22 protein-coding genes and 1 pseudogene are annotated in these 24304 nt (G+C 70.3%); 20 read left to right on the forward strand and 3 right to left on the reverse strand.

What is annotated here, in order from left to right; genetic code table 11:
* Nucleotides 1-559 precede the first annotated feature (559 nt).
* The 3 genes from ACH4G3_RS33850 to ACH4G3_RS33860 all read left to right on the forward strand — a co-directional run bounded on the left by ACH4G3_RS33850 (nt 560) and on the right by ACH4G3_RS33860 (nt 2901).
* Entirely contained in the window at nt 560-946 is a 387-nt protein-coding gene (locus ACH4G3_RS33850; protein WP_397628054.1) for a hypothetical protein, read from the forward strand.
* Nucleotides 943-2241: an SNG1 family protein gene (locus ACH4G3_RS33855; RefSeq protein WP_397628055.1), complete on the forward strand. Its 1299-nt coding sequence runs from the start codon at nt 943-945 to the stop codon at nt 2239-2241. Before ACH4G3_RS33850 ends, ACH4G3_RS33855 begins: the two co-directional genes overlap by 4 nt.
* A gap of 90 nt (nt 2242-2331) precedes the next feature.
* Entirely contained in the window at nt 2332-2901 is a 570-nt protein-coding gene (locus ACH4G3_RS33860; protein ID WP_397628056.1) for a TetR/AcrR family transcriptional regulator, read from the forward strand.
* A gap of 136 nt (nt 2902-3037) precedes the next feature.
* Here ACH4G3_RS33860 and ACH4G3_RS33865 read toward each other — a convergent pair whose 3' ends face one another.
* The gene (locus ACH4G3_RS33865; protein WP_397628057.1) at nt 3038-4024 is read right to left on the reverse strand and encodes a prolyl oligopeptidase family serine peptidase; all 987 of its coding nucleotides are present in this window, start codon (nt 4022-4024) and stop codon (nt 3038-3040) included.
* A 714-nt stretch (nt 4025-4738) separates the two neighbouring features.
* On the opposite strand from ACH4G3_RS33865, the pseudogene ACH4G3_RS33870 reads away from it, so the two are divergent.
* From ACH4G3_RS33870 to ACH4G3_RS33900, 7 genes and pseudogenes are all read left to right on the forward strand, one after another.
* Nucleotides 4739-5137 (forward strand): annotated as a pseudogene (locus ACH4G3_RS33870) (carboxylesterase family protein); the annotation flags it as partial.
* An 11-nt stretch (nt 5138-5148) separates the two neighbouring features.
* Nucleotides 5149-5421, forward strand: a complete 273-nt coding sequence (locus tag ACH4G3_RS33875) for a hypothetical protein (protein ID WP_397628059.1) — start codon at nt 5149-5151, stop codon at nt 5419-5421.
* A gap of 198 nt (nt 5422-5619) precedes the next feature.
* On the forward strand, nt 5620-6594 hold the full coding sequence (locus tag ACH4G3_RS33880) for an ABC transporter substrate-binding protein (RefSeq protein ID WP_397628060.1): 975 nt from the start codon (nt 5620-5622) through the stop codon (nt 6592-6594).
* 80 nt (nt 6595-6674) lie between these two features.
* The gene (locus ACH4G3_RS33885) at nt 6675-7445 is read left to right on the forward strand and encodes an ABC transporter permease (protein WP_397628143.1); all 771 of its coding nucleotides are present in this window, start codon (nt 6675-6677) and stop codon (nt 7443-7445) included.
* A gap of 4 nt (nt 7446-7449) precedes the next feature.
* Nucleotides 7450-8241: an ABC transporter permease gene (locus tag ACH4G3_RS33890; protein WP_397628061.1), complete on the forward strand. Its 792-nt coding sequence runs from the start codon at nt 7450-7452 to the stop codon at nt 8239-8241.
* A gap of 13 nt (nt 8242-8254) precedes the next feature.
* Nucleotides 8255-9091: an ABC transporter ATP-binding protein gene (locus tag ACH4G3_RS33895; protein ID WP_397628062.1), complete on the forward strand. Its 837-nt coding sequence runs from the start codon at nt 8255-8257 to the stop codon at nt 9089-9091.
* A gap of 124 nt (nt 9092-9215) precedes the next feature.
* Nucleotides 9216-10904 (forward strand): IclR family transcriptional regulator domain-containing protein, encoded by a 1689-nt coding sequence (locus ACH4G3_RS33900; protein WP_397628063.1) that lies wholly within the window; start codon nt 9216-9218, stop codon nt 10902-10904.
* A gap of 41 nt (nt 10905-10945) precedes the next feature.
* Here ACH4G3_RS33900 and ACH4G3_RS33905 read toward each other — a convergent pair whose 3' ends face one another.
* Nucleotides 10946-13132, reverse strand: coding sequence for an MMPL family transporter (locus ACH4G3_RS33905; protein WP_397628064.1), 2187 nt, complete (start codon nt 13130-13132; stop codon nt 10946-10948).
* Nucleotides 13133-13146: 14 nt separating this feature from the next.
* Between ACH4G3_RS33905 and rpe the strand changes: the two genes are divergently transcribed.
* The 8 genes from rpe to ACH4G3_RS33945 all read left to right on the forward strand — a co-directional run bounded on the left by rpe (nt 13147) and on the right by ACH4G3_RS33945 (nt 20963).
* Nucleotides 13147-13833 carry a ribulose-phosphate 3-epimerase gene (gene rpe / locus ACH4G3_RS33910; protein WP_243381339.1) on the forward strand — a complete coding sequence of 229 codons (687 nt, stop codon included), beginning with the start codon at nt 13147-13149 and terminating at the stop codon, nt 13831-13833.
* Nucleotides 13834-13911: 78 nt separating this feature from the next.
* Nucleotides 13912-14955 (forward strand): sugar-binding transcriptional regulator, encoded by a 1044-nt coding sequence (locus tag ACH4G3_RS33915; RefSeq protein ID WP_354747908.1) that lies wholly within the window; start codon nt 13912-13914, stop codon nt 14953-14955.
* Nucleotides 14956-14979: 24 nt separating this feature from the next.
* The gene (locus ACH4G3_RS33920) at nt 14980-15333 is read left to right on the forward strand and encodes a barstar family protein (RefSeq protein WP_037670069.1); all 354 of its coding nucleotides are present in this window, start codon (nt 14980-14982) and stop codon (nt 15331-15333) included.
* Between the two features lie 109 nt (nt 15334-15442).
* Nucleotides 15443-16885: a GuaB1 family IMP dehydrogenase-related protein gene (locus tag ACH4G3_RS33925; protein WP_397628065.1), complete on the forward strand. Its 1443-nt coding sequence runs from the start codon at nt 15443-15445 to the stop codon at nt 16883-16885.
* An 80-nt stretch (nt 16886-16965) separates the two neighbouring features.
* Nucleotides 16966-17532, forward strand: coding sequence for a GNAT family N-acetyltransferase (locus ACH4G3_RS33930; protein ID WP_397628066.1), 567 nt, complete (start codon nt 16966-16968; stop codon nt 17530-17532).
* A gap of 168 nt (nt 17533-17700) precedes the next feature.
* Nucleotides 17701-19167: an amino acid permease gene (locus tag ACH4G3_RS33935; RefSeq protein WP_397628067.1), complete on the forward strand. Its 1467-nt coding sequence runs from the start codon at nt 17701-17703 to the stop codon at nt 19165-19167.
* A gap of 10 nt (nt 19168-19177) precedes the next feature.
* Nucleotides 19178-19630: an Lrp/AsnC family transcriptional regulator gene (locus ACH4G3_RS33940; RefSeq protein ID WP_010046396.1), complete on the forward strand. Its 453-nt coding sequence runs from the start codon at nt 19178-19180 to the stop codon at nt 19628-19630.
* Nucleotides 19631-19766: 136 nt separating this feature from the next.
* Nucleotides 19767-20963: an MFS transporter gene (locus ACH4G3_RS33945; RefSeq protein ID WP_397628068.1), complete on the forward strand. Its 1197-nt coding sequence runs from the start codon at nt 19767-19769 to the stop codon at nt 20961-20963.
* Here the strand turns inward: ACH4G3_RS33945 and ACH4G3_RS33950 are convergent.
* Nucleotides 20932-21471, reverse strand: a complete 540-nt coding sequence (locus ACH4G3_RS33950) for a Repetin (protein WP_397628069.1) — start codon at nt 21469-21471, stop codon at nt 20932-20934. The genes ACH4G3_RS33945 and ACH4G3_RS33950 overlap by 32 nt on opposite strands.
* Before the next feature lie 297 nt (nt 21472-21768).
* Between ACH4G3_RS33950 and ACH4G3_RS33955 the strand changes: the two genes are divergently transcribed.
* Together ACH4G3_RS33955 and ACH4G3_RS33960 are read left to right on the forward strand one after the other, a co-directional pair.
* The gene (locus ACH4G3_RS33955) at nt 21769-22557 is read left to right on the forward strand and encodes a carbon-nitrogen hydrolase family protein (RefSeq protein ID WP_397628070.1); all 789 of its coding nucleotides are present in this window, start codon (nt 21769-21771) and stop codon (nt 22555-22557) included.
* Nucleotides 22558-22603: 46 nt separating this feature from the next.
* A complete protein-coding gene (locus ACH4G3_RS33960; protein ID WP_397628071.1) occupies nt 22604-24301 on the forward strand; it encodes a flavin monoamine oxidase family protein in 1698 nt (565 codons plus the stop codon).
* The last annotated feature ends 3 nt before the right edge of the window (nt 24302-24304 follow it).

Below are 24304 nucleotides of genomic sequence, written 5' to 3' on the forward strand. Positions count from 1 at the left end.
TTTTCATCACAGTAAACCGACCGGTTTCCGGGCGCAAGCTCATCGGAGGAACGGAGGTCGGAGCCGGAGGGCTTCGTCATGCATCTTGGACCCGGTCGCGGCACCCGGTTCCGCGTCCGACCTCGAGGTCATCGCGCTGTCGGTCTGGGGGGCGGGAATCCCCTTCGAGTGTGGGGCTTGCGTGGGAAAACTGATCGGTTTACGGTGGTGAAACTGATCAGTTTCTCGCCCTGGGGGCGAGTCTCCCTGCGAGACTCCTAGGAGTGCTGGATGACCGCCGCGCGCGACGCCGAGGGACAACCGCCGAGTCCCAGGCTTCCGGCGAAGCTGGCCGCCCACCCGTCGGTACAGGCCGTACTCGCCCGGCGCAGGGCGGGTGACGCGGCGCGCCCGCCGGCGGTGATCGACGCGGCCTGGCTGCGCGAACTGTGCCTGGCGGCCGGTGCGGACGACGCGGCCGCGGTGAGCCTGGACCACCCCGACCTGCCCGGTCGGCGCCATCGCCAAGGACGGCGCCTTCGGCGGCCTGGCCTGCACCACGCACAACTACCGCGAGTTCATGAGCGGGTTCACCGACTGGGCACAGACCGTGGCCGACAGCGAGGGCGCCGCCGACTACCGCTCCCGGGTCACCGACTCCGAGAGCGCCTCCATGTGGCAGAGCCTGTCCTCGCCCCCCGGCTACAAGTCCGGCTACTGCCTGGCCGTCTGCCCCGCCGGCGAGGACGTCCTCGGCCCCTACCTGGGTGATCGCAAGTCGTTCATGGACACCGTGCTGCGACCGCTCCAGGAAAAGAAGGAGACCCTGTACGTCCTTCCGGGCTCCCACGCGCAGGAGTACGCCCGGCGCCGCTTCCCCCGCAAGCCCGTCAAGGAAGTCACCGGCGGCTGGCAGCCCCCGGCCAAGCGTTCCGCGTCCACCGACCGAGAGACACGTACGTCATGAGTGGCATTCACCCCTTCCGCGTCCTGCGCGCCAAACCTCTGTGGATCGCCAACGGCGTCATCACGGGCGTCCTCGCGCTGCTGTTCGCCGTGTTCTACGTCGGCGCCAACATCGACCCGGTCGATCACATGACCAAGCTGCCGGTCGGCCTGGTCAACGCCGACAAGGGAGCCGCCGTCGGCGGCAAGCAGGTCAACCTCGGGGCTCGGATCACCGAGTCGATCAAGAAGTCCACCACCGGTGGGGACAAGATCGACTGGAAGGTGATGGACCAGAAGGAGATGAAGGAGGAGCTCGGCAAGGGCAAGCTGTTCGGCGCGCTCGTCGTGCCCGCCGACTTCACCGCGTCCGCCACCGCACTGACCGGCACAGCGCCCGCCGGAACCCCGGCCCGCCCGACGCTGACGGTGCTGACCAACCAGTCCGCCGGCAGCATCGGCTCCAGCCTGGCCCGGACGGCGACGACGACCGCGGCCGAGAACGCCTCACTCCAGCTCGGCAGGCAACTGACCGCGCAGACCGGCGCCCAGCAGGCGAAGCTGCCCGCCGCGGCACGCGTCCTGCTCGCCGACCCGGCCGCCGTCACGGTGAAGGACGGCCACCCGCTCGACTCGCACAGCGGCCTGGGCCTGACGGCGTTCTACTACGCGCTCACCCTCGTGGTCGTCGGCATGCTCTCCGCCAACGTCATCAGCGGCCAGGTCGACCACGCCCTCGGCTACACCCACAACGACATGGGCCCGCTGCGCCTGCACCGCCCGCTGATCCGGGCGACCCGGGTGCAGACCCTCACCATCAGCAGCACCCTCGTGGCCGGACTGTCCCTGCTGATGGGCACACTGGTCCTGGCGGGCGCGGTCGGCATCATGGGCATGGACGCCTCCCATCTGCCCCTGCTGTGGCTGTACTCGGTGTGCGCCGTCGCCGTCACCGGGATCGGAGCGCTCACCCTCCTCGCGGTCTTCGGCACGCCCGGCATGCTGGTGGTCACGCTGGTCTTCATCGGGATGGCGGTACCCACGGCCGGCGCCACCACCCCCATCGAGGCGCTGCCCGGCTTCTACCGCTTCCTCGCGGAGTTCGAGCCCCTGCGGCAGATCACCGGTGGTGTCCGCTCGATCCTCTACTACGACGCCCAGGGCGACGCGGGCCTGACGCGGGGCTGGGTCATGATGGCGGCCGGCCTCGTGGCGGCAGCACTGTTCGGTCTCGGCGTACTGGGGTGGTACGACCGCAAGGGGCTGCACCGCATCCCGGTGGAGACGACGCCCGAGAAGATGGCGGCTCCGGCATAGCGCAAGCCACCCTCGCCACATCCCTGGGTGTCACACGTCCCTAGAAACCGATCGGTTTTCTTTTGTCTCTGTTTGGGTTAACCTCGCGGTATGACCACCGAAGTGAAACCAAGCCCCAGGGAGCGGCTGCTGGAGGCGGCGGCCACGCTCACCTACCGGGAAGGTGTCGGCATCGGCGTCGAGGCGCTGTGCAAGGCGGCGGGAGTGTCGAAGCGCTCCATGTACCAGCTGTTCGAGAGCAAGGACGAACTGATAGCGGCGAGTCTGGAGCGGCGCACTTCCACCTATGTGGCGGCACTCCTGCCTGCGGCGGACGACGACCGCTCCCCCCGGGAGCGGATCCTGCATGTCTTCGGGCAGGTGGAAGCACAGTCGGGCGCGCCCGAGTTCTACGGCTGCCCCTATCTGGCCGCGCAGATCGAGCTCAAGGACCAGAGCCACCCCGCCAGTCGGGTCGCCCACGGGGTCAAGGAGAACCTGACCGCCTTCTTCCGTGCCGAGGCCGAGCGGGGCGGGGCGAGCGATCCCGGTCTGCTGGCCCGGCAGCTCAGTCTGGTCTTCGACGGTGGCAGCGCGCGCGCCGGCATCGGCGCGGACAAACTGACGGGGCTCATCGCGCCCACGGTGATCACCCTGCTCGACGCGGCGGGCGTGCGCTGACGGATCCCCCTTCCGGAACGCTTCCCACGAGTTCGCCGATCGGGTCATCGCCTCGCGCCTCGGCGGCCGCGTCAGGAGCGTTTCGTCCCTTGCCGTCCGACGAAGGGCGATCCGTCGGACGGCAAGGGCGGTCGCCTCAGTGGGAAGGACGGGCGAGCTGCTGCTCCAGGAAGGCGAGGACCGTCTGCCACGTCGGCGTCACCGGGTGGGGCGGTGTGCTGTGCCCTTTCTTCGTACTCTCCTGGTAGGCACCCTGGCGGGTCGCGTCGTCGGTGAGCATCGCGAAGTCCGTGCCGTGTCCGGCCTTCGGGAAGGAGATCAGGCGCGCGTCGTCGCCCGCGGCGGCCAGCTTGTCGTAGAGGATGCGGCTCTGGTGGTAGGGCACGATCGTGTCCTGCTCACCATGGAGGATCAGGAACGGCGGGGTGCGCCGGGCTCCGATGTAGCTGAGCGGATCGGCCGCGGCGACCTTGTCCGGGCAGGCCGTGATGGTGCAGCCGAGGAGCCGTGACTCGGGGGAGCGGGCGTCGGAGTGGCAGTCCGTCAGCCCGAACGCCGAGTTGAACTCCGTGCAGTTGTCCAACATGTGGGCGTCCATCTGAAGGAAGTCCGTAGGCGGGTAGAACGGCACGGCCGCCTGAACGGCGCTTGAGGGGCCCCGTACGCCGACATCGCCTTCGAGCGCCGGGATGTTCCCGGTAACGGCTGCCATCGCTGTCGTCCAGCCGCCGGAGGAGTCGCCCATGATGGCGAAGCGGTTCGGGTCGAGGTGATACGCCGCCGCGTGCGCGCGCAGCCAGCGGATGGCGCCCTTGATGTCGTGCAGCTGCGCCGGGAACTGCGCCTGCCCGCTGGAGCGGATCGCCACGCCCGCGACGGCGTATCCGTGCGGGTTGAGCTGGGCGGCCACCTTGTCGGCGCCGCTCCGACCGCTGTCGGCCAGCCAGCCCGAGCCGCTGGTGAAGATGACCAGCGGGAGCGGCTCCTTCGACCGAGGAACGTATAGGTCCAGCAGGTGGCCCTGGGTTCCGGCCGGCTGGGCGGGCGCGTAGGCGAGGTCCTTGATGACCTCCACATCCGTTTCCGCTCGTGCGGGGGCGGGGGCGGCGGTGCCGGCGGCCATCAACAGAGCCACACCTGCGGCGGCCGCCGCAAGCGCCAGCGGAACGCGTCTCGATCGTGGTCGCCGTATGTGCAGCCGTGTACGCGGAAGCATTGTCCTGACTCCTCTTCGAGTCGGGTGCAGGGTGGGAATGAGGGAACGGGAGTCGGAACATCAACTCCGGTGAGGGAGATCGCGACGGCGCCCACGAGTCCGGCCAGTGCGAAATTGGTGAAGCCCCAACTCTCGTTTCCGCTGGTGGCGAGCGCGCCGATCAGCCAGGGACCGACGACGGCGCCGGTTCGTCCGACTCCGGTGACCCAGCCCCGAACAGTCCGGCCCCTCCCGCCGTGGCGCAGATCGCCGAGCCGATGGAGAACAGCCCGGCCGTGAGCGCGCCCACGAGCATGCCGAACCTGGTCCAACTGCCGATGGTGCCCGCACTCGCGGCCAGCCAGCACGGGGAACACCGTGCGGAACGTGCGCGAGGGAGCCGAGGCGGCGGACGTGGGGGAAGAGAGCATCTGCGTCCCTGGAGATGTGGAGGCCTCGAAGCGCGAGTCTGTCGACAAGCTGGTTCGCCTGGTGAAATATGGTTCACTTCAGAGCGAGATGAGTCTCGGACGACGGTCGGCCGGTGTCAATGGGAGCGACCGGTATTCCGTCTCGGTCCCCCCGACTCGCATCCCGTGCGTGGACCGTCTGCCCGGCAGCCGGTCCGTTGAGGAGTCATCGATGAGCAGTAGCGAGTTTCCTGAGGTCAGGACGGCGGCGGGCGCGGTGCGCGGTCGCCGCGAGGGTGGCCTGGAGGTCTTTCGGGGCATCCCGTTCGCCCAGCCCCCGGTGGGTGCGGCGCGTTTCGCGGCGCCGCGACCGGTGGACCGCTGGGACGGAGTGCGTGAGGCGTTCGCGTTCGGACCGCCGCCCCCGCAGGAGCCGATGGGCCCCGAGGCGGAACTCCCCGCCGGCCTTCCTGCCGGTGACGACTGGCTGACGGTCAACGTCTGGACACCGGAGACGGACCCGGCCGCACGACGGCCGGTGATGGTGTGGATCTACGGTGGCGCCTACAAGTTCGGCTCCGCCGACGACCCGGCCTACGACGGCGGTCGTCTCTCCCGCGACGGTGACCTCACGGACTCGACGTGCCCCTGACCTTCGGTGTGTACGGCGGCCTCGGCGCCATGCTGACCGGGCCCGTGCCCTCGCCCGAGACCGAGGCGCTCTCCGCCCGTTTCCGCTCCGCCTGGACCGCCTTCGCCACCACGGGCGACCCGGGCTGGCCCGCGTACGACGCCGAGCGCCGCCTCGTTCAACTCCTCGACGCCGATCCGGCGGTCACCAGGTACCCGGAAGAGGCGGCCCGCCGCATCTGGGAACACCACGTCTTCGCCCCGCTGCCTCTGACGGCGGCGTAGCCCGGCCCGCGAACCGGATGCTGAGGGTCCCGGTCGCGTGTCCGCCGATGCCGTACGCCGGAAAGCCGAGCCTCCGTAACCGCTGCCGTACCGCCTCTTGACCTCGGTGCGGGCGGGGGCCTAGCGTCCGGCCTGTCGTGTTCGGCACACGAAACTTTGTGCGCTTGGCGCACGCATTGCTCCCTCAGGAGGGGCCCTATGCAAAGGCGCGTTTTCGGGCTTGCCATCACGTTGGCTACGGTCGCGGCCGCGGCCGGATGTGGATCCTCGTCGTCCGGGGCCAGTGACTCGGCCTCCTCCGGCGGCGGGACCACGCAGGTCAAGGTCGGCGTCATCCCCATCGTGGATGTCGCCCCGCTCTATCTGGGGCAGAAGAAGGGCTTCTTCACCAAGCACGGCATCGATCTGAAGATGGAGACCGCGCAGGGCGGTGCGGCCATCGTCCCCGGTGTGGTGAGCGATCAGTTCCAGTTCGGGTTCAGCAATGTCACCTCCTTGATGATCGCCCAGACCAAGGGCGTGCCGATCAAGTCCGTGGTCAACGGAGTGGCCACCAACGGCAAGGTCGGGGCCGATGTCACCGGAGTCGCCGTCAAGAAGGACAGCTCGATCAAGTCCGCCAAGGACCTCGTCGGCAAGAAGGTGGCGGTCAACACCCTGCAGAACATCGGGGACACCACCGTCCGCGAGTCGGTGCGCAAGGCCGGCGGCGACCCCTCCAAGGTCAAGTTCGTCGAGATGCCGTTCGACCAGATGCCGGCCGCACTGGACGGCGGACAGGTGGACGCCGCCTGGATGGGCGAGCCCGCGCTGACCATCGCCAAGGGCCAGGGCGCTCGTGTCGTCGCCTCACCGTTCGCCGAGACCGATCCGAAGCTCACCGCGGCGACGTACTTCACCTCCACGAAGCTCCTGCAGCAGAAGCCCGACCTGGTGAAGAAGTTCACCGCGGCCATGACCGAGTCACTGGAATACGCCTCCCAGCACCCGGACGAGGCACGCCAGATGCTCACCAGCTACACCAAGATCAGTGGCCCGGTGCTGAAGGAGCTCACCCTGCCCACCTGGCCGACTGAGATCGACATGGCCTCGCTGCGGAAGCTGGCCTCGCTCGGCGAGCAGGACGGCATCTTCGGTGGCAAGAAGCCGGACCTGAACGCGCTGTTCTCATGACACCGTCGGCAACCGCGTCCGTGACGACGAAGCCCGCCGGGACCGACACCGGTCCCGGCGCTGCCCGAAACCCGCGCCGCCTGGGCGGCGCCGCCGCTCCACTGCGGGGCCTGGCCGGTCTGGCCGGCCTGGTGGTGGTCCTTCAAGTGCTGCCGCACAGCGGCCTGGTGTCCGGCGACTACCTTCCGCCCGCTTCGGAGATGGCCGGGGCCCTCTGGCACCTGCTCGCCGAGGACGCTTTCTGGACCGCCCTCGGTGACACCCTGACCGGATGGGGCCTGGGCCTGGCCATCGCCGTAGCGGCGGGGCTGGTGGCCGGAATCGTGATCGGTTCCGTGCCCGTCCTGCGGGCGGTGACCGCCTCCACGATCGAGTTCCTGCGTCCGATCCCGTCCGTGGCGCTGATCCCGGTGGCGGTGCTGCTCTACGGCACCGATCTGAGGTCGGTGCTCCTGCTGGTGGTCTACGCCTCGTTCTGGCAGGTGCTCGTCCAGGTGCTGGCCGGGACGCAGGACGTCGACCCGGTCGCCGAGGACACCGCCCGCAGCTACCGGCTGGGTGGCTGGGGGCGGGTGCGGTACGTGATGTGGCCCACCGCGCTGCCGTACGTGATGACGGGTGTGCGGCTGGCCGCCACCGTCGCGCTGGTGCTCACCATCACCGCCGAACTCGTCATCGGAGCCCCGGGCCTGGGCCACGAGATCGCCATCGCACAGACCTCCGGTGCCGTGCCGCAGGTATACGCCCTGGTCCTGGTCACCGGGCTGCTGGGGGTCGCCGTCAACCTCATGGCGCGGGCCGTCGAGCGTCGGGCGCTGCACTGGCACCCGTCCGTGCGCAGGGAGGGGTGAAAGGATGTTCCGGACGACCGTCCTCACCGTGGGAAAGCGGGTCTCGCTGGTACTGGGCCTGCCCGCGATCCTGTTCGCCGTGTGGTGGTTCGCCACCGCCGGCAGCACCGACTTCTACGTTCCGCCGCTGTCCGCCATCCTGCAGAAATTCGGGGAGGTCTGGACGGGCGCGCGGCTGGAGTCGGATGTCCTGCCCAGTCTGCTCCGGCTCGGCGCGGGCTACCTCCTGGCCGTCGTCACCGGGGTCGGACTGGGCCTGCTGGTCGGTCTGAGCCGCGTCGTACGGGATGTCCTGGAACCGGTCCTGGAGCTGTTCCGGGCCGTTCCCCCACCCGTGCTGGTACCGGTGATCATGTTGTTCGCGGGCATCGGCGACACCATGAAGATCATCGTCATCGTCAGCGGCTGCCTGTGGCCGATCCTGCTGAACACGGTCGAGGGCGTCCGTGCCGTGGACGAGGTGCTCAGCGACACCTGCCGCTCGTACGGCATCGACGGCCCCGCCCGCCTGTGGCACCTGGTGCTGCGCTCGGCGAGCCCGCAGATCGTCACGGGCATGCGGCAGTCGCTGTCGATCGGGATCATCCTCATGGTCATCAGCGAGATGTTCGCCGCCAGCAACGGCCTGGGCTTCACGATCGTGCAGTTCCAGCGGTCGTTCGCCATTCCCGAGATGTGGAGCGGTGTGCTGCTGCTCGGCCTGCTCGGGTTCGTTCTGTCACTGCTCTTCCGGCTCGCCGAGAACCGGGTCCTGGCCTGGTACCACGGCCTGCGCCGCGCCCAGCGCACCCCCTGACAAGGAGACGTCGATGCTCGACGTACGCAACCTGCAGAAGACCTACACCGGACGCAACCGCAACGTCGAAGCACTGCGGAACCTGACGTTTCACATCGATGCCGGCGAGCTGGTGTGCCTCGTCGGCCCGTCCGGCTGCGGCAAGACGACCCTGCTGAAGTGCATGTCCGGCCTGCTCACCCCCACCGGCGGCGAAGTGATGCTGGACGGCCGGCCGGTCAGCGGGCCACCTCCGGGCATGGCGGTGGTCTTCCAGGAGTACGGCCGCTCGCTGTTCGCCTGGATGAACGTGCGCGACAACGTCGCCCTTCCGCTGCGCCGCAAGAAGCTCGGCAAGGCCCGTGAGCGGGAACTCGTCGAACACGCCCTGGAGGTGGTCGGCCTGGCCGACGCCCACGACGCCCACCCCTGGCAGCTCTCCGGCGGCATGCAGCAGCGCGTCGCCATCGCCCGCGCCGTCGCGTTCGAGCCGAAGGTCCTGCTCATGGACGAACCCTTCGCGGCCGTCGACGCCCAGACCCGCGCCGAACTGGAGGACCTCATCCGGCGGTTGTGGCACGAACTCGGGGTCACCGTACTGTTCGTCACCCACGACATCGACGAAGCCGTCTACCTCGGCCAGCGCACCATCATCCTGTCCGCGTCACCGACGGTGGTGCAGGAGGACCTGACCATCGACCTCCCCGACGAACGCGACCAGTTGCACACCCGCTCCAGCACCCGATTCGCGGAACTGCGCTCGCACGTCTACGAGCAGATCCAGCGCGCCAAACACCACAACGGCGACACCGAACGGACGGGGACGGCCGACACCGGTGATGAGCTCACCCTGCAGAACTCGGAGTCCTAGCACACCGCCCGGCATGGCGTGGCCAACGCTCGCGTGGTCTCCTCGCCTCGGCACCGCCGAGCGGGACTCCGCACCCGCCAGGCATCATTCACTGGAGTGACGAGACAGCCGCTGCGGAGAGCCCATGACATCGACCCACGCCGTGCCGCCCGCCTACCCCGTGACGGTGCCCGCGCCGCCGGAGGAGGCGGTCGCACCCCTCATGCGCGGCATCGCCGTGCTGCGCGGGCTCACCGACGTCGGAGGGGCGGCCGGCCTGAGCGATCTCGGACGGGCCACCGGGCTGGCCCGCGCCACCGTCGACCGGGTCGCCGGAACGCTCGCGCACATGGGATATCTGCGCCTGGACGGCAGTAGCGCCGTCCTCGAGCCCCGCCTGATGGAGTTGGGCAACGCGTACCTGAGCGCTCTGCGTCTGCCCGATCTGCTGGGCGGACATGCCGACGGACTTGCCGACGAACTCGACGAGTCGGTGTCCCTCGCGGTGGCGGACGGTGACGGCATCCGCTTCATCCACCAGGCGATCCGCCGCCGTACCTTGTCGCTGAGCTTCCGTATCGGCGATCTTCTGCCCGCCGAACGCACCGCCCCCGGACCGCTGCTGGCAACCGAGTGGAGTGCGCGGGACTGGACACGGTGGCGAGAGCGGCGGGCCCTCGACCCGGAGGACCTCGGCTTCCCGGCGATCCCGCCTCGGTCGCACGGCGCCGTCGCCGAGGACTTCGAAACACGGGTCGAACGTGCGCGTGTACACGGCTGGGCCATGGACGACCAACTGATCGAGACGGGCCTCGTGGCGGTGTCCGTTCCGGTGCGCGCCCCGGATGGCCGTATCGCCTGTGTGGCGAACACCGTGAGTCACACCAGCAGGCACAGCGCCGACTCGTTGCGCGACTCCCTTCTTCCCAGACTGCGTGCGGCGGTGGCCGCCATGGAACGGGAGCTCGCTGAGGCCGACGCCCCACCGTCCGAAAGCCGGAGCGCACCCTCGGGCCGCGCCGCCTGGACCAGGGAATCCAAGCAAGAACTGGGCGGGGAATTCATCGCGTCATTGGCCCGCGGCCTGACCGTGATCACCGCGTTCGGCGAGGGCCGTGCCGAGCTGACGCTCTCCGAGGTTGCCGAGCGCACCGGCCTGCCGCGTGCCACGGCTCGCCGGGCCCTGATCACGCTGGAGCATCTTGGTCATGTCACGTCGCACGGCCGGGTCTTCCGGCTCACTCCACGGGTTCTCGCCCTCGGTTTCCCGCCCCTGTCCAGGACAACGCTGGCCCGAATCGCCCGTCCCCACCTCACCGCTCTCACCCGGAGGGTGCAGGAGTCGACGTCCCTGGCGGTGCTCACGGGGGATGACGTCCAGTGTGCGGTCTCCGTCGCCGCGGGGCGCATCATGGACGCCGACATCGCCGTGGGCTCACGCATGCCCGCCTACGCGACTTCCACGGGACGGGTCCTGCTGGCGGGTCTGCCGGCCGAGGAGTACTCCAGCCGGCTGGCCCACCTGCGGATGGGGGCGTTGACCCCCCGTACCGTCACACGGCCCGCCGACCTCAGGACGATCCTGGATCAGGTGCGCGAGGAGGACTACGCCCTGGTCGACGGGGAGCTCGAAGCGGGCCTCCGCTCGATTGCCGTACCAGTGCGTGACCGCGCGGGCAGCCTCGTCGCGGCGATCAACGTCACCATGCACAGCAGCCGCCGCTCGGCCGCGGAGTGCGTCAAGGCCGTCCTGCCGGAACTGCGTGCAACGGCGGTCCGGACGGAGATGGATCTGCACCTGGCCGGACGCTTCGTTCGAGTTCCGCCTCTTTGAACGGCAAGGGCGATGTCGCCGAGTATCGAGGACGCGATCGGTCAGCGGATTCGAGAACCCGCACCGACGCTCTCCCGGGCCGCCGCACCGCCGTCCTCCCTGGCCAGCCGGTGCGGCCACCACACCTTCGGGCCGACGTCCAGGAACAGCGACGTCACCAGGACCGAGCGCACGATGAACGTGTCGATCAGGACGCCGAGGGCGACCGCGAAGCCGATCTCGGCGAAGGCGACCATCGGGAGGGTGCCGAGGGCGGCGAAGGTGCCGGCCAGGACCAGCCCGGCGGAGGTGATGACCGCGCCGGTGGTGGCGAGCCCGGTGACCACGCCAGGTCTGGTGCCCTGGCGGGCCGCCTCCTCGCGGATGCGTGTGGTGAGGAAGATGTTGTAGTCGATGCCCAGGGCGACCAGGAACACGAAGACGAAGAGCGGGAAGTCGGTCGCCTCGCCCGCGTAGTCGAAGACGTACCGGAACGCGAGCGCGCTGATGCCGAGGGCCGCCGCGAACGACAGGATCACCGTCCCGATCAGCAGCAGCGGGGCGATCAGGGCGCGCAGCAGGGCGCACAGGATCAGCAGGACGACCACCAGCACCAGTGGGATGATCAGCACGTTGTCGCGAGTGATCGCCTCGTCCATGTCCACGAGGCCCGCCGTCCCGCCGCCCACCTGGGCATCGGCGTCCGGTACCGCGTGGACGGCGTCCCGTACCCGCTCCACGGTCTGTTTCGCCGCGTCGCTGTCGGCCGGGGCGGTCATCGTGGCCTCGAAGAGGACCCTGCCCTGGAAGGACGGTTTCGTGCCCGGCGGCAGGCCGAGCGACTCCGGGACCACGCCCGGCGTGGCGGCGACCGCCAGGCCCACCTGCCGGGCCTGCGCCTGGTCGCTGACGATGACGAGCGGACTGCCGCTCCCGGCCGGGAAGTAGCGTTCGGAAACCTCCTGGCCGACGATCGAGTCCGGTTTCCCGGTGAACGCGTCCGCGTTGCCGATGCCCTCGGCGCGCAGCTGGATCAGGCCCAGCGAACAGACCGCCAGGGCCAGTGCCGTGACGGCCCAGGTCATGCGCGGCCGGCGGGCAATACGGTGGCCCGTGCGCGCCCAGATGCCGCGCTCGGTCGGGTCGGGCGTGCCGTAGTGCGGGATCGCCGGCCAGAAGATCCACCGGCCGACGATCACGAGCAGCGCCGGGAACAGGGTCATCATCGCCAGCAGGGCGACGGCGACGCCGATCGCGGCGACCGGGCCCAGGCCGCTGGTCGAGTTCATCTCGGCGACCAGCAGCACCAGCATGCTCAGCACGACCGTCGCGCCGGAGGCGAGCACCGCGGGGCCCGCGCGGTGCAGCGCCAGGGCCATCGCCTCGTGCCGGTCCTCGTGCCGGCGCAGCTCCTCCCGGTAGCGGGCGACCAGCAACAGGGCGTAGTCCGTCCCCGCCCCGAAGACCAGCACCGTCAGGATGCCCGCGCTCTGGCCGTTCACCGTCAGGCCCGCGTGCTCGGCCAGCAGATAGATCAGCGCCTGGGCGGTGAACAGCGCGCAGACCACGGAGACCAGGGGGACCAGCAGCAGGGTCAGGCTGCGGTAGGTGATGAGCAGCATGACGATGACGACGGTCATCGCCGCGAACAGCAGTGTCGAGTCGATGCCCTCGAAGGCCTCCGAGAAGTCCGCCGACGTGCCGCCCGGGCCCGTGATGTGCACGGCCAGGCCGCCGCCGCCCTCGCCGACGTCGTCCCGGATGGAGTCCACGGCGGGTGCGATCCGCTCCCAGCCCTGCTCGTCCATCGTGATCGGCACGAAGACCTGCGCCGCCCGCGGATCGGTCTGCCGGTCGAAGACCGGCCCCCGGGTCTCCGCACCCAGGATGCCGTGGTCGCGCAGCTCCTTGAGCTGCGTGACGTCCTCGGCGATCTCCGCCCGGTCTGCTGCCGTCAGCCCGCTGTCCCGGGCGTAGATCACGACCGCAGGGATCTGCTCCGGCCGGAAGTCCTCGGAGATCTCCAGCACCTGCGTCGACTCCGCGGAGCCCGGCAGCCAGGACGACGCGTCGTTGTCCTGGGCGTCGGTGAGCTTCGTCGCGAGTGGTGCCGTCACGAACAGCACCGCCACCCACAACACCAGCACCAGCCACTTGGCCCGCCGCCCGCAGACGAGATGTGCGACGCCCTGTTTCACGGCAACCCCCTTTGCGACCCGGGACCGATGCCCACAACCCCCGGAGGGCATGGCAGTCTTAGGTCATGGCCGCGCAGATCAACCCCAGCATCCTGTCCGCCGATTTCGCCCGCCTCGCGGACGAGGCGAAGGCCGTGGAGGGAGCCGACTGGCTCCACGTCGACGTCATGGACAACCATTTCGTCCCGAACCTCACGCTCGGTGTGCCGGTCGTAGAGTCGCTCGCCCGTGCGACGGACACCCCGCTGGACTGCCATCTGATGATCGAGGCCCCCGATCGGTGGGCGCCCCAGTACGTCGAGGCGGGGGCCGGTTCCGTCACCTTCCACGTCGAGGCGGCCGCCGCCCCGGTCCGGCTCGCCCGGGAGATCCGCGCCAAGGGCGCCCGCGCCTCCATGGCGCTGAAGCCCGCGACCCCCATCGAGCCGTACGAGGACCTGCTCCCCGAGCTCGACATGCTGCTGATCATGACGGTCGAACCGGGCTTCGGGGGACAGGCCTTCCTCGACATCATGCTTCCGAAGATTCGCCGCACCCGCGAGTTGATCAGCAAGCACGGTCTGGAGCTCTGGCTCCAGGTCGACGGCGGAGTCTCCGCTTCCACGATCGAGCGGTGCGCGGACGCCGGAGCCGACGTCTTCGTGGCCGGATCGGCGGTCTACGGGGCAAACGACCCGGCAGAGGCGGTACGTGCACTACGCACGCAGGCGGATGCGGCGACCGCCAAGGCATCCTGGGCCTGCGACCACTGAGCCACAGCAAAGTGAACGGCTCTCATCAGGGCTGATCATCCGCGCCGGATCTGCAAGGATGAACGGCGAATCCAGAGTGTGAACAGCAGTGAGGAGATCGCCGTGTCGGGTATGTCGGCGGGCCGGTCAGCCATGCGGATGGGACCCGCTGAGCTGGTGCAGGCGGCGGCCATGGCCCGCCGCTTCTACCTCGAGGGCAAGTCCAAGATCCAGATCGCGGAGGAGTTCGGCGTCAGCCGCTTCAAGGTGGCCCGGGTCCTGGAGACCGCCCTCGAACGGGATCTCGTGCGCATCGAGATCCGTGTGCCTGCGGAGCTGGACGCCGAGCGCTCGGACGCGCTCCGCGCCCGCTACGGCCTCAGGCACGCCGTCGTGGTCGAGTCCCCGGCCGATGCCGAGGAGTCGCCCGACCCCGAGAACCTGGGAGAGGTGGCCGCCGACCTGCTCGGCGAACTGGTCAACGAAGGAGATGTGCTGGGCCTGGCCTGGGGCCGCTCCACCATCCACATGGCGGCGGCGCTCGACCGGCTGCCGCCGTGCACGGTGGTGCAGCTGACGGGCGTGTACGACGCCGGGACCGCCGAGCGCGGCTCCGTCGAGGCGGTACGCCGTGCCGCCCAGGTGTCCGGTGGTGACGCCCACCCCATCTACGCGCCGATGCTGCTGCCCGACGCGGCCACGGCCACGGCACTGCGCAACCAGACGGGGATCGCCCGGGCCTTCGAGCACTTCGACAAGGTCACCGTCGCCTGCGTCTCCATCGGCTCCTGGGAGCCGGGCATCTCCACGGTGCACGACATGCTCAGCGACGAGGAGCGCGCGCACTACGCCTCCCTCGGGGTCGCCGCCGAGATGTCCGCGCACCTCTTCGACGCCGAGGGCCGAAGGGTCGGCCGGGACCTGGGCGAGCGGTGCATCACCGTCAAGGCCGACCAGCTCCGCCGTATCCCCGAGGTCGTCGCGATCGCCGGCGGACAGCGCAAGGGACCCGCGATCGACGCGGTGCTGCGGTCCGGGCTCGTCACCAGCCTGGTGACGGACACGTCGGCCGCGGACTATCTGATGACGGCGGGCCCGGCACCGAAGTCCGCGCTCAACAGGTCCGACCCGGACGGAGTCTGACAGATGGTCAGCCAGTCGCGTGAGATGCCGGACGACCCGGCCGGCCGGATCGTGCTCGTGCTGGACCTCGACGGGGTCACGGACAAGGCGGGCCTCATGGACCGCTGCGCCCGTGACCTGGCCCTGCCCGAGTGGTTCGGCCGCAACTGGGACGCCCTCGCGGACTGCCTGGCCGACCCCGGCCTCTGGCCCGAGGGAGCCGTGGAGCGGGGGTTGCTGGTCGTCGTGCGGGGCTGGCGGGCGTACGCCGAGAAGCGGCCCGAGGAGTGGCAGGTCGCGGAGGAGATCTTCGCCGAGGCGACGGACCGGGGCCCGGGTCTCTTCGTGACCCTCGGGCTTGGAGCATCCTCCGAACGAGGCCCTGACCAGCCTGGATGATCCGCTGGGGGTCGTCCGCGCCGGTGTCATGGGAGAATGAAGTACGTGCTCTTTTCCCCCTGGCCGGCCGGTCGGGGGGTCACCTCTGATCGACTGGGATGTGCAGCACGTGCGTTTCCTCAATGACATCCAGCCCGGGTACGACCTGACGTACGACGACGTCTTCATGGTGCCGAGCCGCTCCTCGGTGGGCTCGCGGCAGGCCGTCGACCTCAGCTCCCCGGACGGCACGGGCACCACCATCCCGCTCGTCGTCGCCAACATGACCGCCATCGCCGGGCGCCGCATGGCCGAGACCGTGGCCCGTCGCGGCGGCCTCGTCGTCATTCCGCAGGACATCCCGATCGACGTGGTCACCGACGTCGTCTCCTGGGTGAAGAGCCGCCATCTGGTCCTGGACACCCCGATCATGCTGGTGCCCCACCAGACCGTCGCGGACGCGCTGGCGCTGCTGCCCAAGCGCGCGCACAACGCCGGAGTCGTCGTCGACGAGAACCACCGGCCGGTCGGCGTGGTCACCGACTCCGACCTGTCCGGCGTGGACCGCTTCACGCAGCTGGGCGAGGTCATGTCCCGGGACCTGCTGCTCATCGACGCGGACATGGACCCGGGCGAGGCCTTCGACACCCTCGACCACGCCAACCGCCGCTACGCCCCCGCGGTCAACGAGGACGGCACGCTCGCCGGCATCCTCACCCGCAAGGGCGCCCTGCGCGCCACGCTCTACAAGCCGGCCACGGACGTGCACGGGCGCCTGCGGATCGCCGCCGCCGTCGGTGTCAACGGCGACGTCGCCGGCAAGGCCAAGCAGCTGCTGGACGCGGGCGTCGACACCCTCGTGATCGACACCGCGCACGGCCACCAGGAGTCGATGATCAGCGCCCTGAAGCTGGTGCGCGACCTCGACCCGCAGGTGCCGATCGTCGCGGGCAACGTGGTGGCCGCCGCGGGCGTGCGCGACCTGATCGAAGCGGGCGCGGACATCGTCAAGGTCGGTGTCGGACCCGGCGCCATGTGCACGACGCGCATGATGACCGGCGTCGGCAGGCCGCAGTTCTCCGCCGTTCTGGAGTGCGCCGCCGAGGCGAAGAAGTACGGCAAGCACGTGTGGGCCGACGGCGGCGTCCGCCACCCGCGCGACGTGGCCATGGCCCTCGCCGCCGGCGCGTCCAACGTGATGGTCGGCTCCTGGTTCGCGGGCACCTACGAGTCCCCGGGCGACCTCCAGCACGACGCCCAGGGGCGCGCCTACAAGGAGTCCTTCGGCATGGCCTCCGCGCGGGCCGTACGCAACCGCACCTCGGAGGAGTCGGCGTACGACCGGGCCCGCAAGGCGCTGTTCGAAGAGGGCATCTCCACGTCCCGGATGTTCCTCGACCCGGCCCGCCCCGGCGTCGAGGACCTGATCGACTCGATCATCGCGGGCGTCCGCTCCTCCTGCACGTACGCCGGGGCCGCCTCCCTGGAGGAGTTCGCCGAGAAGGCCATCGTCGGTATCCAGAGCGCCGCCGGCTACGCCGAGGGCAAGCCGCTGCACGCCAGCTGGAACTGACGGTCGCCACACCCTCGTCCAGGCCCCCGATGAAAAAAATCGGGGGCCTCGCGCGTACGGGGCCCCTACCGTCGTACGCCATGGAGATCACCGTCTGCAGGGCCGCCGATGTGCCGCTGCTCGACCAGTGCATCGGCTCCCCGGGCGCCACCTCGTTCCACGCGCGCCGCTTCGCGCGCCAGGAGCGGGGGCAGAGCACCTACCTCGTCGCCTGGCGCGACGGACGTCCGGTCGGGCACACGGAGCTGCGCTGGGGCGGCTGCGACGACGCGGCCGTACGGGCGGCACGTCCCGGCTGCCCGGAGATCAACGCGCTGACCGTGTGGCCCGAGTCGCTGCGCTCGCGCGGCATCGGCAGCGCCCTGGTCCGCGCCGCCGAGGAACGCGCGCGGGAGCGGGGCCGCACGGCCATCGGCCTGGGCGTCGCCGACGACAACCCGCGAGCCGCCGCCCTCTACGCCAGGCTCGGCTACCGGCCCCTTGCCCGCTACGTCGGCCGCTGGTCCTACGAGGGCCACGACGGTGTCACGCACGAGTGTGTCGAGGAGCTCACGTTCCTGGTGAAGGAGCTGGTCCGAGCAAGTCCCGTGCAACGGACGAACGCGGACGTGCAACGAACCACCGGCCAGTTGCGAGGAACGCAATGATCTTGCGGGCACGCGCAAGGTTGCTGCATTACACGGGCAACGCCGCTCCTCGTAGGCTGTCGCCTCGTACGTGGCGTGGCGGGGACCCCGCTCGGTGGGTCCCGGCTGTCGGGCGGGGCGCTGCCGGTCCCCGCCGCCCAAGACCGGCAGTGACGAAGGAGTCAGCGCGTGCTCGACCAAGGCGCACCCCCGCACAGCAGTAGTCAGACCGCCCCGCCGTCCCCGGGCGTCGGCGCGCGCCTCATGCGTCGCAAGCCGGTGGAGAACCTGGTCGCGGAGGGTGGCCAGGGCGAGGGAGGCTCGCTGCGGCGCTCCCTCGGCCTGTGGCAGCTCACCATGATCAGCATCGGTGCCACCCTCGGCACCGGCATCTTCGTCGTGCTCGGCGAGGCCGTCCCCAAGGCGGGACCGGCCGTCACGCTCGCCTTCGTCATAGCCGGTCTGACCGCCTTGTTCTCGGCCCTGTCCTACGCCGAGCTGGCGGGCACCATCCCGGTCTCCGGCTCCTCGTACTCGTATGCGTACGCAACGATGGGCGAACTGATCGCCTGGATCTGCGGCTGGTGCCTGGTCCTGGAGTACGGCGTGTCCGTCGCCGCCGTCGCGGTCGGCTGGGGCGAGTACCTCAACGAACTGCTCGACGGGACCGTCGGCGTCACCATCCCGGCCGCCCTGTCCGCCCCGCCCGGGGACGGCGGCGTGTTCAACCTCCCCGCGCTGATCGTCGTGCTGCTCGCGATGGCGTTCCTGCTGGGCGGCGCCCGCGAGTCCGCCCGGGCCAACACCGTCATGGTCATCGTGAAGATCGCCGCGCTGGTGCTCTTCTGCGCCATCGGCGTCCAGGGGTTCCGCTCCGGCAACTACGAGAACTTCATGCCGCTGGGCATGGCGGGCGTCAGCGCCGCCGGGGCGACGCTGTTCTTTTCCTACATCGGCTTCGACGCCGCCTCCACCGCCGGCGAGGAGGCCAAGAACGCCCAGCGCGACCTGCCCCGCGCGATCATGCTGTCGCTGGTCATCGTCACGGCGCTGTACGTCCTCGTCGCCGCCGTCGCGGTCGGCGCCAAGCCCTGGGAGAACTTCACCGGCTCCGAGGCCGCCCTCGCCCAGATCATGCGCGAGGTCACGGGGCAGACCTTCTGGGGCACGCTGCTGGCGTTCTGCGCCGTCATCGCCATCGCGAGCGTGGTGCTGACCGTGCTGTACGGCCAGACCCGCGTCCTGTTCGCCATGTCCCGCGACGGCCTCGTGCCGAAGGTGTTCGCCAGGGTCCACCCGAAGAGCGGCACGCCCCGCGCCAACACCCTGATCGTCTCCCTGTTCTGCGGTGTGCTGGCCGCCGCGATCCCGCTCGGGCAGCTCGCCGACGCCACCAGCATCGGCACCCTGTTCGCCTTCGCGCTGGTCAACGTGGCCGTCGTGGTGCTGCGCCGGACCCGGCCGGACATGCCCCGCACCTTCCGGGTGCCGCTCTCCCCGGTCCTGCCCGCGCTGGGCTTCGCCTTCTGCGTCTGGATGATGGGCAGCCTGCCGACCGTGACCTGGGTCGTCTTCGGTGTCTGGATGGCCGCCGGGCTCGTGTTCTACTTCGTGTACGGCTACCGCCGTTCCCGACTCGCACCATCCGAAAAGTGACCGACCCACTGTGCTGAACGATCTCGACGAACGCATCGTGCACGCCCTCGCCGAGGACGCCCGCCGCTCCTACGCCGACATCGGCCACATCGTCGGCCTGTCCGCGCCCGCCGTGAAACGGCGCGTGGACCGGCTGCGGGCCACCGGAGCCATCACCGGCTTCACCGTCCGGGTGGACCCGGGAGCCCTCGGCTGGCAGACCGAGGGGTTCGTCGAGATCTACTGCCGGGGCAACACCTCCCCGGAGACCATCCAGCGGGGCCTGGAGCGCTACCAGGAGGTCGTGGCCGCGTCCACCGTCACCGGGGACGCGGACGCGATCGCCCAGGTCTTCGCCTCCGACATGCGGCACTTCGAACGGGTCCTGGAGCGGATCGCCGGGGAGCCGTTCGTCGAGCGGACCAAGTCCGTGCTCGTGCTGTCGCCGCTGCTGCGGCGCTTCTCGTCGGGATCGCCCACGTAATCCAGAGGACGATCCGCCGGTCGGCGCCTAGCATCGGTGTCATGACCTGGCGACATTGATCCACCAGCCGCGCCTCCCGAGGGCCGCCTCGGACGCCGTACCTCCGGCATCCGATCCGTCCCTGCGGGAAGGCCTCATGACACTCTCACCTGCACGCGTGCCCGCCACCGGTGTCCGGCGGCTGACGACCACGCTGTACGGCTACGCGTTCCTCGACGATTTCGTCCTGCTCTACCCGGTGTACGCGCTGCTGTTCGCCGACACCGGCATGTCGCTCTGGCAGATCTCCTCCCTGTTCGCCCTGTGGTCGATCACCTCGGTGGTGCTGGAAGTGCCCTCCGGCGCCTGGGCCGACGCCGTGTCCCGCAGGAGGCTGCTGTGGATCGGCCCGCTGCTCACCGCCGCCGGCTTCGCGCTGTGGGTGGCCGTCCCGTCGTACGGGGCCTTCGCGGCCGGCTTCGTCCTGTGGGGCGCCGGCGGAGCGCTCGGCTCCGGCGCGTTGGAGGCGCTGGTCTACGACGAACTGGACCGGCTCGGCGCCGCCGGCCGGTACGCGCGGGTCATGGGCCGGGCACGGGCGGCGCGGCTGGTGGGCACCGTGGCCTCGCTCGGCCTCGCGGGGCCCGTCTTCGCCCAGGGCGGCTATGCGGCGGTCGGTGCCGCCAGCTTCCTGGCCTGTGTGCTGACCGCCCTCACCGCGACCCGGTTCCCCGAGCACCGGGTGCGGCCGCACAACGCAGGCGACAGCTGGGCGACGACCCTGCGGACCGGGCTCGCCGAGGTCCGCGGGGACCGTGCGGTGCGCGGCGCCCTGCTGCTGGTCCCGGCCGTTGCCGCGGTGTGGGGCGCGCTCGACGAGTACACCCCGCTGCTGGTCCGGGACATCGGCGTCGCCGAAGCGACCGTGCCCTACCTGATCATGCTGATCTGGGCGGGCGTCACCGTCGGCAGCCTCCTGACCGGACCGGCCGAACGCCTCGGCCCGGCCGGTCTCGCCACGCTGCTCGCGGGCGCCGCACTCGCCCTGGCCGTGGGCGCCGCGTCCCGCTCACTGGCCGGTATCGCCCTCGTGAGCCTCGCCTTCGCCGGGTTCCAGCTGGCGGAGGTGCTGGCCGACGTCCGCCTCCAGCACCGTATCGACGAGTCCCGCCGGGCCACGCTCACCTCCGTCGCGAGCCTGGGCACCGAGCTGGCGACGGTCGCCACGTTCGGCGTCTACGCGCTGCTCGGCACGGACATGGCGCACAGCAGCGTCTTCGCGGTGCTGGCGATCCCCTATCTGGTGACAGCGCTGGCGCTGGCTAGAAGTCGGGCCGCCACGGCACGACAGTGAAGTCGCCCGTCCCCTTCCTGACCTTCTCGAAGGGGGCGGAGCCCACGCACTTGGGCAGGTCCTTCGGACCGAGGTCCTCGGTCGTCGCCCAGCTGTAGCCGAGCCGGTCGTGGCGGCCGAGGTCGTGCACGGTGATGCCGACCCGGGTGCCCTTCGCACCGGGCAGGTCCGTGGCGGTGACGACCCCGGAGACGACGGCGACCTTGCCGCCGGTGACCAGGCAGTCGACCTTCGCCTTCGCCCAGGCGCCCTCACCGTTCAGGTAGTGGCTCCACTCGAAGGTGCCGGTGGCCTTCATCGGATCGGCCTTGTCCTTCGCGGCCAGGTGCGCGTCGAAGGAGAACGTGATGTCGTCCCCGGCCGATCGGTACAGCTTGGCTGTGCCGGTGAGCGCGGCGGCCTCACGCTTGCTTTCGCCGGGGGCGGAAGCTCCGGCGGAGCCTGCCGCCGCGGCGACGGTGAGCAGCAGCGCGGAGCCGAGTAAGGCGGTCCTCGTACGGCGGTTCATGGCGGTCCTTTCCGCAGGTGACGCACGTCGACTGGACGCTCACCACTGTCCCGTCGCCGCGCCCGCGCCACATCGCACCCGGGACGGGACCCGGCCTCCGCCGCCCGGCGGGGAAAGGCCGTTCGTGCATACGACCGGGGAAGGACCGGTCAGCGCCCGCAACGAATCGCCGCCGACCCGCCGGCGAACGCAATGATCCGCTCACGGACGCGCAACGGCTGCTCCTTGTCCGGCCGGAGCCGCCGACCGTACCGTCTATCAGGCCCCGAAATCCCCGCGCCCCGGTGAGGAACACGCATGCGCACCGCCCTGCTCCAGAGCTCCGGCCGCCCCGGCTCCACCGTCGAGAACCTCAAGGTCCTCGACGAGGCCGCGGGCCGGGCCGCCGCCGCGGGTGCCGGGCTGCTGGTCGCGCCGGAGATGTTCCTGACCGGGTACGCGATCGGCGACGACATCGGCCGGCTGGCCGAGCCCGCCGACGGCGACTGCGCGGACGCCATCGCCGAGACCGCGACCCGGCACGGACTGGCGATCGCCTACGGCTACCCCGAGCGGGCCGGCGACGCCGTGTTCAACTCCGCCCAGCTGATCTCCGCCGACGGCACCCGTCTCGCCAACTACCGCAAGACCCACCTCTTCGGCTGCTTCGAGCGCGACCACTTCACGCCCGGGGACCAGCCGGTCGTCCAGGCGGAGCTCGGCGGTCTGCGCGTCGGGATCCTGATCTGCTACGACGTCGAGTTCCCGGAGAACGTCCGCGCCCACGCCCTCGCCGGCACCGACCTGCTGGTCGTCCCGACCGCGCAGATGCACCCGTTCCAGTTCGTCGCCGAGTCGATGATCCCGGTGCGTGCCTTCGAGAACCAGATGTACGTCGCGTACGTCAACCGGGCCGGCCGGGAGGGCGAGTTCGAGTTCGTGGGCCTGTCCACGCTGGCCGGGCCCGACGGGGTCGCCCGGACCCGGGCCGGGCGCGCCGAGGAACTGGTCCTCGCCGACGTCGACCCCGTGTTCCTCGCCGCGTCGCGCGAGGCCAACCCGTATCTGCGGGACCGGCGCCCCGGCCTGTACGGGCCGCTCGTCTGACACCCCTTCAACGCCTGTTCGTATCTGTGCAAGGAGTCCGTACCCCATGACGTCCACCGTGCCCAACGCCGTCGAGCACGCAGACGCGCAGCAGCCGCCGATCACCATGTTCGGCCCGGACTTCCCGTACGCGTACGACGACTTCCTCGCCCACCCGGCGGGTCTCGGGCAGATACCCGCGACCGAGCACGGCACGGAGGTCGCGGTCATCGGCGGCGGCCTGTCCGGCATCGTCGCCGCGTACGAGCTGATGAAGATGGGCCTCAAGCCGGTCGTGTACGAGGCCGACCGGATCGGCGGCCGGCTGCGGACGGTGGGTTTCGACGGGTGCGACGACTCCCTCACCGCCGAGATGGGCGCGATGCGCTTCCCGCCGTCCTCCACCGCCCTCCAGCACTACATCGACCTGGCCGGCCTCCAGACGCGGCCCTTCCCCAACCCCCTGGCGGAGGCGACCCCGTCGACCGTCGTCGACCTCAAGGGCGAGTCGCACTACGCCGAGACGATCGCCGACCTGCCCCAGGTGTACCGGGACGTCGCCGAGGCCTGGAACCGGTGCCTGGAGGAGGGCGCCGACTTCTCCGACATGAACCGGGCCCTGCGCGAGCGGGACGTCCCGCGCATCCGCGAGATCTGGTCCAGGCTCGTCGAGAAGCTCGACAACCAGACCTTCTACGGCTTCCTCTGCGACTCCGAGGCGTTCAGGTCCTTCCGGCACCGGGAGATCTTCGGCCAGGTCGGCTTCGGCACGGGCGGCTGGGACACCGACTTCCCGAACTCCATCCTGGAGATCCTCCGCGTCGTCTACACCGAGGCCGACGACCACCACCGCGGCATCGTCGGCGGCTCCCAGCAACTGCCGCTGCGCCTGTGGGAGCGCGAGCCGGAGAAGATCGTCCACTGGGCCTACGGGACCTCGCTCGCCAAGCTGCACGAGGGCGGCGAGCCCCGCCCGGCCGTCACCCGCCTGCACCGCACCGCCGGCAACCGCATCACCGTGACCGACGCGCACGGTGACATCCGCACCTACCCGGCGGCGATCTTCACCGCCCAGTCCTGGATGCTGCTGTCGAAGATCGACTGCGACGACTCGCTCTTCCCGATCGACCACTGGACCGCGATCGAGCGCACCCACTACATGGAGTCCTCGAAGCTCTTCGTGCCGGTCGACCGGCCCTTCTGGCTCGACAAGGACGAGGAGACCGGTCGGGACGTCATGTCGATGACGCTCACCGACCGCATGACGCGCGGGACCTACCTCCTCGACAACGGCCCCGACCAGCCCGCCGTCATCTGCCTCTCCTACACCTGGTGCGACGACAGCCTCAAGTGGCTGCCGCTGTCCGCGAACGAGCGGATGGAGGTCATGCTGAAGTCGCTCGGTGAGATCTATCCCAAGGTCGACATCCGCAAGCACATCATCGGCAGCCCGGTGACCGTCTCCTGGGAGAACGAGCCCTACTTCATGGGCGCGTTCAAGGCCAACCTGCCCGGCCACTACCGCTACCAGCGGCGCCTGTTCACGCATTTCATGCAGGACCGGCTGCCCGAGGACAAGCGCGGCATCTTCCTCGCCGGCGACGACATCTCCTGGACGGCCGGCTGGGCCGAGGGCGCCGTCCAGACCGCCCTCAACGCGGTCTGGGGCGTCATGCACCACTTCGGCGGCACGACCGACCCGGCCAACCCGGGGCCCGGCGACGTCTACGACGAGATCGCACCGGTCGAGCTGCCCGAGGACTAGGCG

Origin of the sequence: Streptomyces afghaniensis, assembly GCF_044327915.1 — a bacterium.
Taxonomy (GTDB): Bacteria; Actinomycetota; Actinomycetes; order Streptomycetales; family Streptomycetaceae; genus Streptomyces; species Streptomyces afghaniensis.

What these genes read in the sequence shown, in the direction of transcription:
- ACH4G3_RS33850 (WP_397628054.1), top strand. Translation starts at nt 560, where the DNA reads ATGAGCGGGTTCACCGACTGGGCACAGACCGTGGCCGACAGCGAGGGC.
- ACH4G3_RS33855 (WP_397628055.1), top strand. Translation starts at nt 943, where the DNA reads ATGAGTGGCATTCACCCCTTCCGCGTCCTGCGCGCCAAACCTCTGTGG.
- ACH4G3_RS33860 (WP_397628056.1), top strand. Translation starts at nt 2,332, where the DNA reads ATGACCACCGAAGTGAAACCAAGCCCCAGGGAGCGGCTGCTGGAGGCG.
- ACH4G3_RS33865 (WP_397628057.1), bottom strand. Translation starts at nt 4,024, where the DNA reads ATGGCCGCCGGCACCGCCGCCCCCGCCCCCGCACGAGCGGAAACGGAT.
- ACH4G3_RS33880 (WP_397628060.1), top strand. Translation starts at nt 5,620, where the DNA reads ATGCAAAGGCGCGTTTTCGGGCTTGCCATCACGTTGGCTACGGTCGCG.
- ACH4G3_RS33890 (WP_397628061.1), top strand. Translation starts at nt 7,450, where the DNA reads ATGTTCCGGACGACCGTCCTCACCGTGGGAAAGCGGGTCTCGCTGGTA.
- ACH4G3_RS33895 (WP_397628062.1), top strand. Translation starts at nt 8,255, where the DNA reads ATGCTCGACGTACGCAACCTGCAGAAGACCTACACCGGACGCAACCGC.
- ACH4G3_RS33900 (WP_397628063.1), top strand. Translation starts at nt 9,216, where the DNA reads ATGACATCGACCCACGCCGTGCCGCCCGCCTACCCCGTGACGGTGCCC.
- ACH4G3_RS33905 (WP_397628064.1), bottom strand. Translation starts at nt 13,132, where the DNA reads ATGCCCTCCGGGGGTTGTGGGCATCGGTCCCGGGTCGCAAAGGGGGTT.
- rpe (WP_243381339.1), top strand. Translation starts at nt 13,147, where the DNA reads ATGGCCGCGCAGATCAACCCCAGCATCCTGTCCGCCGATTTCGCCCGC.
- ACH4G3_RS33920 (WP_037670069.1), top strand. Translation starts at nt 14,980, where the DNA reads ATGCCGGACGACCCGGCCGGCCGGATCGTGCTCGTGCTGGACCTCGAC.
- ACH4G3_RS33930 (WP_397628066.1), top strand. Translation starts at nt 16,966, where the DNA reads ATGGAGATCACCGTCTGCAGGGCCGCCGATGTGCCGCTGCTCGACCAG.
- ACH4G3_RS33945 (WP_397628068.1), top strand. Translation starts at nt 19,767, where the DNA reads ATGACACTCTCACCTGCACGCGTGCCCGCCACCGGTGTCCGGCGGCTG.
- ACH4G3_RS33950 (WP_397628069.1), bottom strand. Translation starts at nt 21,471, where the DNA reads ATGAACCGCCGTACGAGGACCGCCTTACTCGGCTCCGCGCTGCTGCTC.
- ACH4G3_RS33955 (WP_397628070.1), top strand. Translation starts at nt 21,769, where the DNA reads ATGCGCACCGCCCTGCTCCAGAGCTCCGGCCGCCCCGGCTCCACCGTC.
- ACH4G3_RS33960 (WP_397628071.1), top strand. Translation starts at nt 22,604, where the DNA reads ATGACGTCCACCGTGCCCAACGCCGTCGAGCACGCAGACGCGCAGCAG.